Source organism: Altererythrobacter sp. CAU 1778, from assembly GCF_054482795.1.
In genome coordinates this window covers 536,770-552,156 of sequence record NZ_JBTLRP010000002.1, presented here as the reverse complement: position 1 = coordinate 552,156, position 15,387 = coordinate 536,770, and the positions used below count along the sequence as shown (strand labels likewise).

Genomic DNA, 15,387 nt, shown 5'->3' with positions numbered 1-15,387 from the left:
GACCCATGAAAGTCGCGATTTTCGCAGGTGACGGTATCGGCCCGGAAGTGATGCGCGAAGCCGTCCGCGTGCTCGAAGCGCTCGACCTTCCCGGCCTCACCCTTTTCGAAGGCGACGTGGGCGGTGTAGCCTATCGCCGCCACGGCCACCCGTTGCCGGCCGAAACGCTGCAAATGGCGCGAACTGCCGACGCCGTGTTGTTCGGCGCCGTGGGTGACCCCGATTGCGATTCGCTGGAGCGGCACCTGCGCCCCGAACAGGCCGTGCTGGGCCTTCGTTCCGAACTGGGACTGTTCGCCAATCTTCGCCCCGCGAGCAGCCTGCCGGGCCTGGAGGATATGTCGGCCCTTCGGCCCGAGATCGCCCGCGAGATCGATTTGCTGATCGTGCGGGAACTCAATGGCGACGTCTATTTCGGGGACAAGGGGATCCGCCAGACGCCCCGCGGCGAGCGCGAAGGGTGGGACATGATGTCCTATTGCGAAAGCGAGGTCCGGCGCATCGCGCACACGGCTTTCCGCGCGGCACAGGGGCGGCGCGGCATGCTGACCAGCGTCGACAAGGCCAATGTCCTCGAAACGAGCCAGCTCTGGCGCGACGTGGTGAACGAGGTCGCAGGCGAATATCCCGACGTCACCCTGAGCCACATGTATGTCGACAATGCCGCGATGCAGCTGGTGAAGAACCCCGGCGCTTTCGACACGATCGTCACGGGCAATCTGTTTGGTGACATCTTGTCCGACCAGGCCAGCATGTGCGTCGGTTCCATCGGCCTGCTCGCGAGCGCCAGCCTGGGCGATCGTCAGACCGAATACGGCACCTTCGGCCTTTACGAGCCCATCCACGGGAGCGCGCCTGACATTGCCGGGCAGGGAATCGCGAACCCGATGGCAACGATCCTGTCGGTTGCGATGATGTTGCGCCATTCCTTCGGCAAGGAAGCCGAGGCCCGCGCGCTGGAGGCTGCCGTGGCCGCTGCTCTGGATGGCGGCGCAAGGGGCCGCGATCTCGGCGGCACCAGCGACACGCAAGCCGTCGGCGCAGCCATTCTTGCTGCTCTGCACAATCATTAGTTTTGAGGCGCAACCTTTCGTGGCAAAAAAACCACGTAACATCCGCCATTCTCGCGATAGTTCGGGAACAAAGCTTGCAATGGAATGTTGGGCCAACTAAACGCGACAACGGATTTATTTGAGGGAATGGGGCAATCGCCCTGCACAACAGGAGTTCCAGAATGATGATTCGCAAGCTTGCGCTGTCGGTTGCGGCCGCATCTCTTGCCGCTACCCCGATCGCTGCCTCGGCAGCTCCGGTGCGCGCTCCGGCCGATGTGGCCGAATACGAAAACATGGCTGGCGGCGGCATGGTCCCCGTTATCCTGACTATCCTTGCTGCTGTCGCGATCATCGTCGCAGTGCAGGAAAGCAACGAAGACGACGAAGAAGCTCCGGTCAGCCCGTAGTATTTTCGTCCTTTCGAGAATTTAGAAACGGGGTCCTTCGGGGCCCCGTTTTTCGTTTGCCGATTGTCGTTTGTTCTTTGCCCATTCGCATCAAACTGCATTCGGGCCCGACGAAGCGTTTTCCCCGCCAGACGTATCACACGGATTTTGCGAATTTTTCGGAACATTGTGCGTTGCAACATGTTATGGGAGTGAACTCCAACCGAAAGGATTCTCATGTTCAAACAACTCGCAGCCGCGACAAGTGCACTTGCGCTTACCGCGACGCCGCTGGTGGCACAGGCCGCCGCAATGGACGCACCTGTCCGCGCAGCAGCCCCGATGGCCGAAAGCAACGGGCTGGTCGGTGGTGAGTTCGGCAAGGGCCTGCTGATCGCCGCTATCGCAGCAGTCGGCATGGCCATTCTGCTCATCTCGGACGACAATGACGACGACGATGACGTGCCGTTCAGCCCGTAGGCCGAACACACAGAATTAAACGGACGACGGGGCCTCTACGGCCCCGTTTTTCGTTGCATAGCCCGGCCCCCGCCCCGTAAGCCGCGCGGCGATGAAGAAAACGACAGGCCTCGACCGCGAAATCACCCGCAACTGGCGCCCCGCCACCCAGGCCGTGCGCGCGGGGACGTGGCGCAGCGAGAACGGGGAGACCAGCGAAGCGCTCTTCCTCACCAGCGGCTACACCTATGACGATGCGCAGACCGTGGCAGACCGCTTCGCCGGCAATGCCACCGGGATGACGTATTCCCGCCTGCAGAACCCCACGGTCGCCATGCTCGAGGAGCGTATAGCTGTCATGGAGGGCGCAGAGGCGTGCCGCACGCAGGCGAGCGGAATGGCCGCCATGACCGCCGCGCTGCTGTGCCAGCTTTCGGCGGGCGATCACGTGGTCGGTGCCCGCGCGGCCTTCGGATCGTGCCGCTGGCTGCTCGATCACCTGTGCCCGCGGTTCGGTATCGAAACGTCGGTTATCGACAGCACGGACAACGCCGCCTGGGAAGCTGCGATACGGCCCAACACCAAGGTGTTCTTCTTCGAAACGCCTGCCAATCCCACGCTCGACGTCGTCGACATGGAATATGTCTGCGGCCTCGCCAAAGCGCATGGCATCACCACCGTGGTCGACAACGCCTTCGCAACCAGCGCCCTGCAGCGCCCGCTTGAATTCGGCGCCGATGTGGTCGCCTATTCCGCCACGAAGCTGATGGACGGACAGGGCCGCGTGCTGGCCGGGGCGATCTGCGGAACGCAAACGTTTATCGACGACGTGCTGCTGCCCTTTCAGCGCAACACCGGCCCCAATCTTTCGCCGTTCAATGCATGGGTCGTACACAAGGGTCTCGAGACGCTCGACCTGCGTGCACGCCGCCAGAGCGAGAACGCGCTGGAAGTCGGCCGCTTCGTCGAGGACCGGCTGGTCAAGGCGGGCGGGCGCATCCTTCATCCGGGTCTGCCCAGCCACCCGCGCCACGAGATGGCGATGAAGCAGATGGTGATGACCGGCCCTATCTTCGCGTGGGAAATGCCGAAAGGCCGCGCGCAGGCCTTCGCCCTGCTCGACGCGCTGGAACTGGTCGATATCTCGAACAACATCGGGGATGCGCGCAGTCTCGCCTGCCACCCGGCCAGCACCACGCACGCGAATATGGGCGAAGAAGCGCGCGCCGAAATGGGCGTGACCGAGGGGCTGATCCGCATCAACATCGGCCTGGAAGATCCGGCCGACGTGATCGAGGATCTCGACCGCGCCCTCACCGCCGCAGGGATCTGACCGGCCCTCCGGTTGTGCATCGCAGCATGAGCCGCTAGGGCCGCCTGCGACTTACCGCGCAGGCGCACCAGCGCGCTCGCAAGCAATCGGGGCAATCTCATGCAAGGCACACTCGCCACGGCGCCGGACTGGCGCCGCGACTGGTTCGGCAATATCCGCGCGGATGTCCTCGCGGGGATCGTCGTCGCGCTGGCACTGATCCCGGAAGCGATCGGCTTCTCCATCATCGCGGGCGTCGACCCAAGCGTCGGTCTCTATGCCTCGGTCGCCATTGCGCTGGTGATTTCGTTCACCGGGGGGCGACCCGGCATGATCTCCGCCGCCACCGCCGCCGTTGCGGTGGTCGTGGTGCCGCTGGTCCGCGAGCATGGGGTGGATTACCTCTTCGCCGCGACGATCCTAATGGGCGTGATCCAGGGCATTGCTGCGCTGCTGCGGCTCGACCTGCTGATGCAGTTCGTCTCCCGCTCCGTCATCACCGGCTTCGTCAACGCGCTCGCGATCCTGATCTTCATGGCGCAGTTGCCCCAGCTGATCGGCGTGGGGTGGGAGACTTACGCTCTGGTCGCAGGCGGTCTTGCGATCATCTACCTGTTTCCGCGGCTCACCACCGCTTTCCCCTCGCCGCTGGTCGCGATTCTGGTGCTGTCGGCCATCACCATCGGCTTCAACATCGACGTGAACACGGTGGGCGAGATGGGCGAGCTGCCGGACGGCCTGCCCGGCTTCGCGATGCCGGAGGTACCGCTGACCTGGGAGACGCTGCGGATCATCCTTCCGTATTCGCTCACCATGGCGGCGGTGGGCCTGCTCGAATCGCTGCTGACTGCGCAGATCGTCGACGACCTGACCCACACGGAGAGCGACAAGCAGCGCGAATCGGGTGGCCAGGGCGTTGCCAACATCGCCGCTGCGCTGTTCGGCGGAATGGGTGGCTGCGCGATGATCGGGCAATCGGTGATCAACGTTGCCTCGGGCGGGCGCGGGCGGTTGTCCACCTTTACGGCAGGCGCGTTCCTGCTCTTCGTGCTCGTCCTACTGGGCGAATGGGTGGGCCGCATTCCCATGCCTGCGCTGGTCGCAGTGATGATCATGGTATCGATCGCCACATTCAGCTGGAATTCGATTCCCAACCTGCGCCGCCATCCGCTGCCATCTTCCGCCGTCATGCTCGCGACCGTGCTGGTCGTCGTGGCAACCCACGACCTCGCCATCGGCGTGCTGACCGGCGTGCTGCTGTCGGGCATCTTCTTCGCCAACAAGGTGCGCGGAATGTTCGCGGTGGAGCGCGTGCGCCGCCCGCACAGCGCGGTGTATCACGTCACCGGGCAGATATTCTTCGCCTCGGTCGACCGGTTCGTCCGCTCCATCGGACCGGAGAGCGCGTATGACGACCCCTCCACCCATGTCGTGATCGACGTGGCGGGCGCGCATTTCTGGGACATTTCCGCCATCGGAGCGCTCGACAAGGTGGTGGACCGGATGCGTCGCAACGGCCGCCACGTGCGTGTTGTCGGTCTCAACCGCGCCAGCGCCGACCTGTTCGACCGCTTCGCGCTGGAAGACCGCATGGGGCTGGAACTCGGCCTCGCACCGCACGCGCCGGATGCCAGGAACGCCTGATTGTCGGGAGAACCCGACCCGCAGCAATCGTGGGCCGGAAAGACCGATTGTGACGGGGAAAAATGCAAATGCAAGACTTGTCTTGCGGGCCGTTTCGACTCACATTGCACTCAAGGCCAGCGGTGAACGCGGGTCTCGGCCCCCGGTGAAATGGCAGGGTCTTGGCTTACAAGCGCGAAAGGAGGTGATCCGATGTCTCATGGTTCAGCAGAGGGGTCGGCAAGTTTCCGCACGGAGCATTATCGCTAAGCTTTTCGGACAAGCGATAAAGGTTTCGTGAGCGGCACTTCCTGGCCGCTGACCATGCGGAAGGCGGTTGCGGGTACGGGCCCGCGCCGCCTTCTTCATTTGGCCATTCCCAATTCGAGCAGCAGAAAAACTGTTCGCGACCCGATAAACTGCCGCCTTGCGCGGGGTCGAACGGCGATATAACCGCCGCATCATGCAGTTCGAACACTTCCCCAACGCCTCCCCCATGCCTGCGGACCAGCGCGACGCCGCGCTGGCCGATCCCGGCTTCGGCACGCTGTTTTCCGACCACATGGTGGTGATCGACTACGACGCCGACAGAGGCTGGCACTCGGCCCGCGTCACCGCGCGTGAACCGATCAGCCTCGATCCGGCCGCGGCGGTGCTGCATTACGCGCAGGAAATCTTCGAAGGGCTGAAGGCCTACCGCACGGCCGATGGCGGCACGGCGCTGTTCCGGCCCGAAGCCAATGCGGAACGTTTCAATCGCTCGGCCGATCGGCTTGCCATGCCCAATCTGCCCGAGGAACTGTTCGTGGAATCGATCCGCGAACTGGTCGCGGCGGACAAGGACTGGTTCCCCACCGTCGAGGGCGGATCGCTCTACCTGCGCCCCTTCATGTTCGCGAGCGAGGCGTTCCTCGGCGTGCGTCCGGCGAAGCAGTACAAGTTCATCGTCATCGCCAGCCCGGCAGGCAATTACTTCAAGTCCGGCGCGCCTGCGGTCTCGATTTGGGTGTCCGACTATTCGCGCGCTGCGCCCGGGGGGACCGGCGCGGCGAAGTGCGGTGGCAACTACGCCGCTAGCCTCGTCCCGACGCGCGAAGCCTTCGATCGCGGACACGACCAGGTGCTGTTCCTCGACGCGGCGGAACACAGATATATCGAGGAACTGGGCGGCATGAACCTGTTCTTCGTGTTCGATGACGGGCGCATGATCACTCCGCCACTGACCGGCACGATCCTGCCCGGCATTACCCGCGACAGCCTTATCGCCCTCGCCAGAGAGGAAGGGCTCGACGTGAGCGAGGAGATGTACAGCCTCGAACAGTGGCACGCCGACGCAGACAGCGGGAAGCTGGTGGAGACGATGGCCTGCGGTACTGCGGCAGTCGTCACCGCGGTCGGCAAGGTCGAAGGCAAGGACGGCAGTTTTACCATCGGCAGCGGCGGGCCGGGCCAGTTGACCAGCAAGCTGCGCAACCGCCTCGTCGGCATCCAGCGCGGGACGGAGCCGGACACCCACGGATGGGTGACGCGCCTCAGCTAGATTGCGTCAGCCGGTAACGCCGAGCCTGCGCGCTGCGCGGTAGGCGGTCGACTTTATCCAGTTGCTGGCGGGATAGGCTGCTGGGCTGCGGGGCTGCATACCCAGCCGCCTGACCAGCCCGTTGAAGCCGCGCGCACTCGCTTCTGCCTCGCTCCACGCGCTGCGCCAGGTGATGGAAAGCGAGACGGAAACCTCGCTGCCGTTGCGCACGAAATGCGGCGCCTTCACGGGCACGTGGATTGCTTCGCCAGCACGGATGGTAATTGCCTCCCCGCGCGGCAGGAACGCGTCGTCCCACGGCAGATTGCGGTGATGCTTGCCGGTATGGAACCGCTCGTGCAGTTCTGGCGAGCACAGGGTCTCGTCATCGGGGGGAAAGACGGTCATCGTCTTCTCACCGCGCAATTGCAGCAGGATGTTGTGCTCCGGGTCGAAGTGGAACGGTGTCATCGAACCGGGCGAGCTGATGAAGATGAAACCTTCGCTGCGGTGGCGCGGGCCGGTCGTCCGGGCGATTACCGGGTCGAGTTCCGAGAGCAAGTCTTCCAGCAGATCCCGGTATGCGGGCACCTGCTCGATCCTTTTCAACACCATCCACGCCCCTGCGGTTTCGATCTGGCGGATCGTTTCGGCGGGGGTCATGGCTGCTGCGGGAATGTCTTCCGGCGCGATCCCGATGGGCAGGTCGCCTGGATTGTACTCCACGCTGTCCTCGCCCAGGTCCACCGCCAGCGCCACGAGGGCTTCGAGCGATAGGCGCGCATCGCCGCGCAGCCCGTGCGCGAGCTTGGCCGGATTTACGGGATATACCTCGGCGAACCGGGCCAGAGTATCTTCGGAAAATGCCATGGGTCGCATGGCAAGATATTTACCGCGTCACGGTTAAAGCTTCGTTGGGGAAGGCCTCACGCTGCGGTGAGATAGCTCTGCGCCTCAGGCCCTTCTTCCAGCAATGCGATCAGCCCGCGTTCCTCGCGCGTCATCCACCGCGTGCTACGCGGCAGACGCAGCTTGGCCCTGAAACCTTCCTGATCGTCGATCAGCGCGATAACGCCGGGATGGATGTAGCTCTTGCGCGTGACGGCGGCCGTGTTGCCGAGATGGGCGGCCACGCTTTCGATCACCGACTTTATCGTCAGCGGAGCGGATGCGGACGCGATCTGCGAATAAGCCATGACACTGGCGTGCCACGTGCGGAAGTTCTTGGCGGTGAAGTCCGCGCCCATCGTCTCGCGAAGATAGGCGTTCACGTCATCGCTGGAAACGGCCTGCATCGTATCGCCGTCTTCGTATTTGAAGAGATGCTGCCCGGGCAGGTCCTGCATCCGCCGGATCACGCGGGCCAGCCGCCCATCGGTCAGGGTAACGACGCGGTCCTTCCCCGACTTGCCGCGATACCGCAGCTTGAGCGTGCGACCGGTCACTTCCGCATGACGTTGCCGCAGCGTGGTCGCACCGAAGCTCTTGTTCGACTTGGCGTAACTCTCGTTCCCCACGCGCAGTGCGCCGAGATCGAGCAGGCGCACGACGCTTGCAACCGCGCGTTCGCGGCTCAGCGTGCGGCACTTGAGATCGTCTTCCACGCGCTTGCGGACCAGCGGCAGGAGGTTGCCGAACTTGGCACAACCGTCGAACTTCTCGCCTTCGCGCATGGCGCGGAAATCGGGGTGGTAACGATACTGCTTGCGCCCGCGTGCATCGTAGCCGGTGGCGAGGATGTGGCCGTTGGACGCGGGGCAGAACCACTCGTCGGTATAGGCCGGCGGCAAGGCTATGGCGTTGAGGCGTTTCTTCTCCGCCGCATCGCGGATCAGCTTGCCCTGCGGGTCGTAATAGGCCCAGCCCTTGCCCGCCCGCTTGCGCGAAATTCCCGGCATCGAATCGTCGATGTAGATGAGTTTGCTCGAAGGCGGTGCGACCGATGCCATGGTGAGCGCTAAATGCGCCGGAGCGTCAGGCGGTTCCCGTGACCAATCGCGGCGAAGCCCCCTTCCCTTCGCGAACCGCTGCGCTATATGGCCCCCACGCTGCTGGGGTGTAGCCAAGCGGTAAGGCACCGGTTTTTGGTACCGGCATGCGCAGGTTCGAATCCTGCCACCCCAGCCAGCGATTACTCCCGGTGTTTCAGCAGCCTCCATGCGAGGAACGCCGCAAGCGCCCCGCCGGCAAGGTTTGCCGCCAGTTCGCCGTAATAGATCGCATCGGCACCTATTGCGCCACGCGTGAACCACGCCACCGGGACCATCACCAGAAAGACGCGCGCTGCCGATTGCGCCAGCGAGGTATTCGCCCGGTCAATCGCGTTGAACGCTCCGTTGGTGATGATCAGCACGCCGAAACCGGCATAGCCCCATACCGAAATGGCGAGGTAGCGGTTGAATTCGCGCACCACGGCCGCATCCTCGCTGAAGAACCCGGCGAACCAGTCCCGCGCGAAGAACAACACCAGCGCTATGGCGAGCGCGTACAGGACGGCGAACACCGCCGCTTGCATCCATGCCGACCGCGCCCGGCCATATTCCGAGGCGCCCCAGTTCTGGCCGACGATCGAACCGATCGCTCCCGACATGGCAAGCAGCGGGACCAGCATGAACGCCTGCAATCGTCCGCCTGCGCCAAATCCCGCGACCGCTGCGGAACCTTGAGCCGCGATGAAGCCCGTCAGCACGCTGAGGCCGATGGGATTGATGGCATTTGCGAAGGCCGCGGGCACCGCCACCTTGAGGATCGGCGGCACGGTCTTGCGCGGCTCGCTGCCTTTCAGCGCGCGCGGGTCGAACGGCAATTGCGTGCTTCGCAGCAGCCATAGCCCGCCGAGGGATGCCAGGCCCCATCCGGCAATCGAGGCATAGGCCGCGCCCGCCACGCCGAAACCCCCGAAACCGCCCACGCCGGTGATGAGAATGGGGTCGAGAATCCAGTTCGCGATGGCGAAGATAACCAGCACCGCAGAACTGCGTTTCGCCGCCCCCTGCCCGCGCAGCACGCCGTTGACGCCCATCTGCAACAGCAGCAGCGGCAGACCGAGCACGATGGGAAACATGTAGTCGTCGATGATCGGCAGCACGTCCTCGCCTGCCTGCATCAGCCGGAACAGTGGCAGCCGCAGCGCGGCCAGCGCGCCCGCCAGCAACAGGCCGCAGACGAGAGCCAGCGCGATACCCAGATTGCCGCGCTGGTGCGCCTTCTTGTCCGCGCCTTCGCCCAGGGCGCGCGAGACGACGGAGCTCAAGCCCGCCATGATACCGATGCCGAGGCTGGTAACCGCGAGCAGCACTGGCGAGGCAAAGCTGATCGCAGCGAGTTCCGCCGTGCCGAGTTGACCGACGAAATAGGCATCGACCACGCCGACCGAAACGATGGCGGCAACGCCAAGGATACCAGGAGCCGTTTGCCCCACGAGGTGTCCGCGGACGGAACCGCGCGTCAGCTTGGCCGATCCGCTCATCGCAGCGTCAGGTAGTGTCGGCACTCTCCCCTTACAACTGCGCGACCACTGCCTATGTCTTGTCGACAGAAGGAGACGCACGCATGGCCGACGAACCCCACGATCCCGCCAACAACCAGCCCGCCGGATACGAACCGGCAAAGGTCTGGAACTGGGACAAGGAAAGCGGGGGGCGTTTCGCCAGCATAAACCGGCCGATCTCCGGCGCGACGCGCGACAAGGATCTCCCGGTCGGTGACCATCAGATTCAGTTATATTCGCTCGGTACGCCGAACGGGCAGAAGGTTACCATCCTGCTGGAGGAGCTGCTCGCCGCAGGCCATTCGCAGGCGGAATACGATGCCTGGCTGATCAATATCGGAGAGGGCGACCAGTTCTCCAGCGGCTTTGTCGAGGTCAATCCGAACTCGAAAATCCCGGCGATGGTCGACCACAGTTTCGATCCGCCGCTGCGGTTGTTCGAAAGCGGATCGATGATGATCCATCTTGCCGATCGTTTCGGCGCCTTCCTGCCCACCGACCCGGCCGCCCGGGCCGAAACGCTCAACTGGCTGATGTGGCAGATGGGCAGCGCCCCGTTCCTGGGCGGCGGTTTCGGCCATTTCTACGCCTATGCGCCGTTCAAGATCGAATATGCCATCAACCGCTACGCGATGGAGGTGAAGCGGCAGTTGCACGTGCTCGACACCCGACTGGCAGATAGCGAATTTATCGCCGGGGCCGATTACACCATCGCCGACATGGCAATATTGCCGTGGTACGGCTCCATGGCGAAAGGCGTTCTCTACGACGCGGCGCAATTCCTGTCGGTGCACGAATACACCAACGTCATTCGCTGGGCCGACCAGTTGCGGGCACGGGAAGGCGTGAAGCGGGGGATGATGGTCAACCGCACCTACGGCGAACCTGCGAATCAGCTGCGCGAGCGGCACGCCGCCAGCGATTTCGAACACAACACGCAGGACAAGGTCGAAGAACGCGGGGGCGAACGGCTGTAGCCGCTTACTCTGCCGGCTCCACCGTCTGACCGGGAGCCGGGTCGAGGATCATCGTGGTGCCTTGCACCCGCCAGCCCTGCAGGCGGGAGAGGAAGTTCATGCCGACGACGTTGGTCTTGCCAAGGTTCGGCGCGATCACCGCATCCAGCCCCTGCGCCTCGATATTGCCGAAGCGCAGCGAGTCGATCGTGCCGAGTTCTGCCGACACGATGCCGTTGGCGGTCTTGAGCTGGACCGGGATCCCCCCGGTGCGCGGGGCCACCCCACTCGCCTGCGCCGTTTCGGTGCCGAGCGCGGTCAGCGTGGCACCGGTATCGACGAGGAAATCGGCGGGCCGTCCGTTGATTTCCGCCCGCACCCAGAAATGGCCGTCCTGCGCCAGTTCGATGCGAGTCTCTCCCCCGGTGACGCTTTGCTCAGGCAGGCCGATTTCCGGCACGGCTATATCGAAGCGCGGATCGAACCGGCTGACCTGCAATACCACCATGACGAACACCGCCACGAGACCCAGCGTACTGACGCGGCGCAGCAACCGCCCGAAGCCGGGAAGACGTGCTGCGAAAAACGAGCCCATGATCCCGAGCACCACGGCGATTGCCGCCGCGATCAGCAGGCCGGATTGCGGCACGCTGGCGACGGCCCCCGCCAGTTGCGTCCAGAGGTCGGAAAGGTCCACTCAGACCATATAGGGGCTGCATGGCGGCTTCGCCAATTCGGCTCGTCGCATCAGGGCGCCTCGCGCACCTCGCTCGCGTCGGCGAGGATGAGGGAGAAGCGCCCCTGCGCATCCGTCCAGCGTTCACGCGGGGTCCAGCCGCCTGCCAGCAGCAGCGTGGCGGAACTGCGCCGCCCGAACTTGTGGCTGTTCTCGGTATGGATCGTCTCGCCCTTAGCCATCTGGAAATCCTGGCCGGAGACTTCGAAGGCAATGTCGTCCTGTGCCACCAGATGCATCTCGATCCGCGCGAAGGTGTCGTCCCAGCGGGCCTCGTGGCGCAGGTGTTCGACGGGAATGGTGCCGCCCAGCTCGCGATTGATCCGCCGTGCGAGGTTGAGGTTGAACTCCCCCGTCACGCCCGCAGCATCGTCATACGCGGCGATCAGCACGTCGCGATCCTTGATCAGGTCCATCCCGATCAGCAGCTGTGACGTATCGCCCAGAATTTCGCGCATATTGCGCAGAAGGTCGACCGCGGTGCGCGCGACCATGTTGCCGATGGTCGATCCGGGGAAGAAACCGAGCAGAGACATATCCGTAACGGCGTCGGGCAGCTTCACCGGCTTCATGAAGTCCGCTTCCACCGGATAGACCGGCAGGTCTGGAAACTTCCCCGAAAGATCCTTCGCTGCGGCGCGCAGGAAATCGCCAGAGATGTCGAGCGGGACGTAGGCCGCCGGATCGATCGCGCCGAGCAGCAGCGGTGTCTTGACCGAGGAACCGGAGCCGAACTCCACCACCGCACGTCCCGGCCCTATGAGACCGGCGAAAGCCTCCCCCCTCGCCTTCAGGATTTCGGTTTCGGCGCGCGTCGGATAATATTCCGGCACCTGCGTGATGTCTTCGAACAATTGCGACCCGGCATCGTCGTAGAGCCAGCGCGCGGGGATCGCTTTCTGCCGCTGCGTGAGGCCCGCAAGCACATCGGCGCGGAACGCCCGGTCGACGCCATCTTCGTCACGCTCGACCAGCGCGAGCCCCTGTTCGGTTGCCATCAGATATCCTTCGCAAGGCGCAGGCCGGTGAATTGCCAGCGCTGGTGCGGGTAAAAGAAATTGCGGTAGCTGGCGCGCGAATGCCCGCGCACCGTGGCGCAGCTCGCGCCTTTCAGCACGCCCTGGCCGCTCATGAACTTGCCGTTGTATTCGCCGACCGCGCCCTCGACCGGCTTGAAGCGCGGATAGGGGAGATAGGCGCTGCGAGTGAACTGCCAGCAATCGCCGAACAGCCCGTCCGAACCGGTGGGCAATGGCGGGGCTGCGACATCGAGCTGGTTGCCCCCAGACGGATCATGCGCAGGTTCGCTCTCGGCGTGCTGGCCGCGCGCGACCGCTTCCCATTCGAACTCGCTCGGCAGCCGGGCACCCGCCCATGTGGCGAAGGCATCCGCCTCGAAGTGGCTGACGTGGGTGACAGGGGCGTCCGGGTCGCGGGCTTGCCAGCCGGCGTGCGTGAACTGCTCGCCTTCGCGCCAGTAAAGCGGCGCGCTGATGCCTTCGGACTGTACCCAGGCCCATCCATCGGACAGCCAGAGCGATGCGGTGTCATAGCCACCGTCGGCGATGAACGCGTCCCATTCGCCATTGGTCACGAGCCGGTCGGCCAGCGCGAAGGGTTCGAGCAGCACGCGGTGACGCGGGCCTTCGCAATCGAACGCGAAGCCAGCTCCGTCGTGGCCGACCATGCCGATGCCGCCGGGATGGCTGGTCCAACCAGACGAAGCCGATCCGTCGCGGGTGTCATCCGCGGGCAAATCGAACATCGCCGGGCCGATCGGGTTCTGGAACAGCGCGTGCTTAATGTCGGTCAGCAAAAGCTCGATATGCTGCTGCTCATGCGCGACGCCCAGAGCGATCAGTTCGGCACATTCCTCCCGCTCCAGCAGGGGGGCCATCGCTTCCGTCACGTGGGCGCGATAGTCGAGTACGCCCGCCAGCGACGGGCGCGAGATCATGCCGCGACGTGCGCGTGCGTGCCGTTCCCCCTCCGCTTCGTAGTAGGAATTGAAGAGGAAGGCGTAATCGTCGTCGAACGTGCGGTAGCCGGGCAGATGATCGCGCAGCAGGAAGGTTTCCCAGAACCACGTCGTATGCGCGAGATGCCATTTTGCCGGGCTCGCATCATCCATCGACTGGATGACAGCGTCCGCTTCGCTCAGCGGCTCGACCAGCGCTTCGGTAAGCGCGCGGGTGGCACGAAATCGATCGGCCAGACCGGCATCGCTATCCGTATGGACCTCAGCCTGGGGCCATGCTGGGGGCAAGGGGCTTCTCCTGTCTTGCGTCGGGAATTCGGCCATGCCGGAGCCAGCATGGCGGAAAGCTGTCGCAATTCAAAGTCCCGCAACGGAACATTTGTTCCGCTTCGCCGGCTCAGCCCACAAATGTTATGTGGTCAGATCGCCTTCAGGCCGCGTCCTTGCGCCGCTCGCTCGCTTCGAGATTGAGCATTTCCGCGATCAGGAATGCGAGCTCGATCGATTGCGCGGCGTTGAGGCGCGGGTCACAATGGGTGTGGTAGCGATCTCCCAGGGCATCGTCGGTGATCGCCACTGCGCCGCCGACGCATTCGGTCACGTCTTGTCCGGTCATTTCGACATGGACGCCGCCCGCATGAGTGCCCTCCGCGCGGTGAACGGCGAAAAAGCCCTTAACCTCGGTCAGGATGCGGTCGAACGGCCGCGTCTTGTAGCCACTGTCGGACTTGACGACATTGCCGTGCATCGGGTCGCAGCTCCACACCACCGGGTGCCCTTCGCGCTTTACCGCGCGCACCAGCGGCGGCAGGCCCGCCTCGACCTTGTCGTGGCCGAAGCGGCTGATCAGCGTGATACGCCCCTTCTCGCGCCCCGGATTGAGCGTGTCGAGCAGGCGCAGCAGCGCGTCCGGATCGAGGCTGGGGCCGCACTTCATGCCGATGGGATTGCCGATGCCGCGCGCGAATTCGATGTGCGCGCTGCCGTCGAACCGGGTGCGGTCGCCGATCCAGACCATGTGCGCGCTGGTATCGAACCAGTCGCCGGTCAGCGAATCCTGCCGCGTCATCGCCTGCTCGTAAGGCAGCAGGAGCGCCTCGTGACTGGTGAAGAAGCTGGTGCCCTGCAATTGCGGCACGGTGGAAGGATCGACCCCGCATGCTTCCATGAAATCGAGCGCTTCGCCGATGCGATCGGCAGTCTTGGCGAAGCGGTCCGCCCAGGGGCTGCGACCCATGAAGTCGAGCGTCCACTGGTGAACCTGCCGCAGATTGGCATAACCGCCGCCCGCAAAGGCGCGCAGCAGGTTGAGCGTAGCGGCGGCCTGCGAATAGGCGCGCACCATGCGTTGCGGATCGTTGCGCCGCGAAACGGGGTCGAATTCGATCCCGTTGATGTTGTCCCCGAAGTAGCTCGGCAGCGTGGTGCTGCCCTGCGTTTCCGTCTGCGCGCTGCGCGGCTTGGCGAATTGCCCCGCCATGCGCCCGACCTTCACCACCGGCATCTTGCCGGCGAAGGTCAGCACCACCGCCATCTGCAAAATCACGCGGAACGTGTCGCGGATGTTGTTGGGATGGAATTCGGCAAAGCTCTCCGCACAGTCGCCGCCCTGCAGCAGGAAGGCGTTGCCATCGCAGACATCGGCAAGGTCGCGCTTCAGCGCACGAGCCTCGCCCGCGAAGACGAGCGGCGGATAGGAGGACAGCGTAGCCTCGGCCTCGGCCAGTTCGGCCTTGTCCTCGTACTCGGGCAGGTGCCGCGCTTCGTGCGACTGCCAGCTATCGGGTGTCCAGTTCTGTGCCACTTTTAAAGATCTTCCGTCAGAGCGTCCGAAAACAACGAACGGGCCATGATAGGCCCGCGCCCCCATTCT

14 protein-coding genes and 1 tRNA gene are annotated in these 15,387 nt (G+C 64.3%); 8 read left to right on the top strand and 7 right to left on the bottom strand.

Annotated elements, in window-relative coordinates:
- Nucleotides 1-5 precede the first annotated feature (5 nt).
- From leuB to ACXYN8_RS10730, 6 genes are all read left to right on the top strand, one after another.
- Nucleotides 6-1,073, top strand: a complete 1,068-nt coding sequence (gene leuB / locus ACXYN8_RS10755; protein ID WP_458889437.1) for a 3-isopropylmalate dehydrogenase — start codon at nt 6-8, stop codon at nt 1,071-1,073.
- A gap of 161 nt (nt 1,074-1,234) precedes the next feature.
- Nucleotides 1,235-1,462: a hypothetical protein gene (locus ACXYN8_RS10750; RefSeq protein WP_458889436.1), complete on the top strand. Its 228-nt coding sequence runs from the start codon at nt 1,235-1,237 to the stop codon at nt 1,460-1,462.
- Nucleotides 1,463-1,678: 216 nt separating this feature from the next.
- Complete coding sequence (locus tag ACXYN8_RS10745; protein WP_458889435.1) at nt 1,679-1,921, top strand: hypothetical protein; 243 nt, start codon at nt 1,679-1,681, stop codon at nt 1,919-1,921.
- Nucleotides 1,922-2,012: 91 nt separating this feature from the next.
- Entirely contained in the window at nt 2,013-3,233 is a 1,221-nt protein-coding gene (locus tag ACXYN8_RS10740) for a trans-sulfuration enzyme family protein (protein WP_458889434.1), read from the top strand.
- Between the two features lie 99 nt (nt 3,234-3,332).
- Nucleotides 3,333-4,856, top strand: coding sequence for a SulP family inorganic anion transporter (locus tag ACXYN8_RS10735; RefSeq protein WP_458889433.1), 1,524 nt, complete (start codon nt 3,333-3,335; stop codon nt 4,854-4,856).
- A gap of 442 nt (nt 4,857-5,298) precedes the next feature.
- On the top strand, nt 5,299-6,375 hold the full coding sequence (locus ACXYN8_RS10730) for a branched-chain amino acid aminotransferase (protein ID WP_458889432.1): 1,077 nt from the start codon (nt 5,299-5,301) through the stop codon (nt 6,373-6,375).
- 6 nt (nt 6,376-6,381) lie between these two features.
- On the opposite strand, the gene ACXYN8_RS10725 is transcribed toward ACXYN8_RS10730, so the two are convergent.
- Together ACXYN8_RS10725 and ACXYN8_RS10720 are read right to left on the bottom strand one after the other, a co-directional pair.
- Nucleotides 6,382-7,224, bottom strand: a complete 843-nt coding sequence (locus ACXYN8_RS10725) for a cupin-like domain-containing protein (protein WP_458889431.1) — start codon at nt 7,222-7,224, stop codon at nt 6,382-6,384.
- A 56-nt stretch (nt 7,225-7,280) separates the two neighbouring features.
- Nucleotides 7,281-8,303, bottom strand: a complete 1,023-nt coding sequence (locus tag ACXYN8_RS10720) for a DNA topoisomerase IB (protein ID WP_458889430.1) — start codon at nt 8,301-8,303, stop codon at nt 7,281-7,283.
- A gap of 103 nt (nt 8,304-8,406) precedes the next feature.
- On the opposite strand from ACXYN8_RS10720, the gene ACXYN8_RS10715 reads away from it, so the two are divergent.
- A tRNA-Gln gene (locus ACXYN8_RS10715) sits at nt 8,407-8,481 on the top strand.
- 4 nt (nt 8,482-8,485) lie between these two features.
- Here the strand turns inward: ACXYN8_RS10715 and ACXYN8_RS10710 are convergent.
- The gene (locus ACXYN8_RS10710; protein WP_458889429.1) at nt 8,486-9,847 is read right to left on the bottom strand and encodes an MATE family efflux transporter; all 1,362 of its coding nucleotides are present in this window, start codon (nt 9,845-9,847) and stop codon (nt 8,486-8,488) included.
- Nucleotides 9,848-9,906: 59 nt separating this feature from the next.
- Here ACXYN8_RS10710 and yghU point away from each other — a divergent pair, with 59 nt between their 5' ends.
- Entirely contained in the window at nt 9,907-10,821 is a 915-nt protein-coding gene (gene yghU / locus ACXYN8_RS10705; RefSeq protein WP_458889428.1) for a glutathione-dependent disulfide-bond oxidoreductase, read from the top strand.
- A 4-nt stretch (nt 10,822-10,825) separates the two neighbouring features.
- On the opposite strand, the gene ACXYN8_RS10700 is transcribed toward yghU, so the two are convergent.
- From ACXYN8_RS10700 to ACXYN8_RS10685, 4 genes are all read right to left on the bottom strand, one after another.
- Nucleotides 10,826-11,497 carry a retropepsin-like aspartic protease family protein gene (locus ACXYN8_RS10700; RefSeq protein ID WP_458889427.1) on the bottom strand — a complete coding sequence of 224 codons (672 nt, stop codon included), beginning with the start codon at nt 11,495-11,497 and terminating at the stop codon, nt 10,826-10,828.
- 50 nt (nt 11,498-11,547) lie between these two features.
- A complete protein-coding gene (gene egtD, locus ACXYN8_RS10695; protein ID WP_458889426.1) occupies nt 11,548-12,534 on the bottom strand; it encodes an L-histidine N(alpha)-methyltransferase in 987 nt (328 codons plus the stop codon).
- The gene (egtB, locus tag ACXYN8_RS10690) at nt 12,534-13,802 is read right to left on the bottom strand and encodes an ergothioneine biosynthesis protein EgtB (RefSeq protein WP_458889425.1); all 1,269 of its coding nucleotides are present in this window, start codon (nt 13,800-13,802) and stop codon (nt 12,534-12,536) included. The genes egtD and egtB overlap by 1 nt, the downstream gene beginning before the upstream one ends.
- A gap of 142 nt (nt 13,803-13,944) precedes the next feature.
- Nucleotides 13,945-15,318 carry a class II 3-deoxy-7-phosphoheptulonate synthase gene (locus ACXYN8_RS10685; protein ID WP_458889424.1) on the bottom strand — a complete coding sequence of 458 codons (1,374 nt, stop codon included), beginning with the start codon at nt 15,316-15,318 and terminating at the stop codon, nt 13,945-13,947.
- Nucleotides 15,319-15,387: the final 69 nt, after the last annotated feature.

Coding starts and splice junctions, on each gene's coding strand:
- leuB (WP_458889437.1), top strand. CDS start 6: ATGAAAGTCGCGATTTTCGCAGGTGACGGTATCGGCCCGGAAGTGATG.
- ACXYN8_RS10750 (WP_458889436.1), top strand. CDS start 1,235: ATGATGATTCGCAAGCTTGCGCTGTCGGTTGCGGCCGCATCTCTTGCC.
- ACXYN8_RS10745 (WP_458889435.1), top strand. CDS start 1,679: ATGTTCAAACAACTCGCAGCCGCGACAAGTGCACTTGCGCTTACCGCG.
- ACXYN8_RS10740 (WP_458889434.1), top strand. CDS start 2,013: ATGAAGAAAACGACAGGCCTCGACCGCGAAATCACCCGCAACTGGCGC.
- ACXYN8_RS10735 (WP_458889433.1), top strand. CDS start 3,333: ATGCAAGGCACACTCGCCACGGCGCCGGACTGGCGCCGCGACTGGTTC.
- ACXYN8_RS10730 (WP_458889432.1), top strand. CDS start 5,299: ATGCAGTTCGAACACTTCCCCAACGCCTCCCCCATGCCTGCGGACCAG.
- ACXYN8_RS10725 (WP_458889431.1), bottom strand. CDS start 7,224: ATGGCATTTTCCGAAGATACTCTGGCCCGGTTCGCCGAGGTATATCCC.
- ACXYN8_RS10720 (WP_458889430.1), bottom strand. CDS start 8,303: ATGGCATCGGTCGCACCGCCTTCGAGCAAACTCATCTACATCGACGAT.
- yghU (WP_458889428.1), top strand. CDS start 9,907: ATGGCCGACGAACCCCACGATCCCGCCAACAACCAGCCCGCCGGATAC.
- egtD (WP_458889426.1), bottom strand. CDS start 12,534: ATGGCAACCGAACAGGGGCTCGCGCTGGTCGAGCGTGACGAAGATGGC.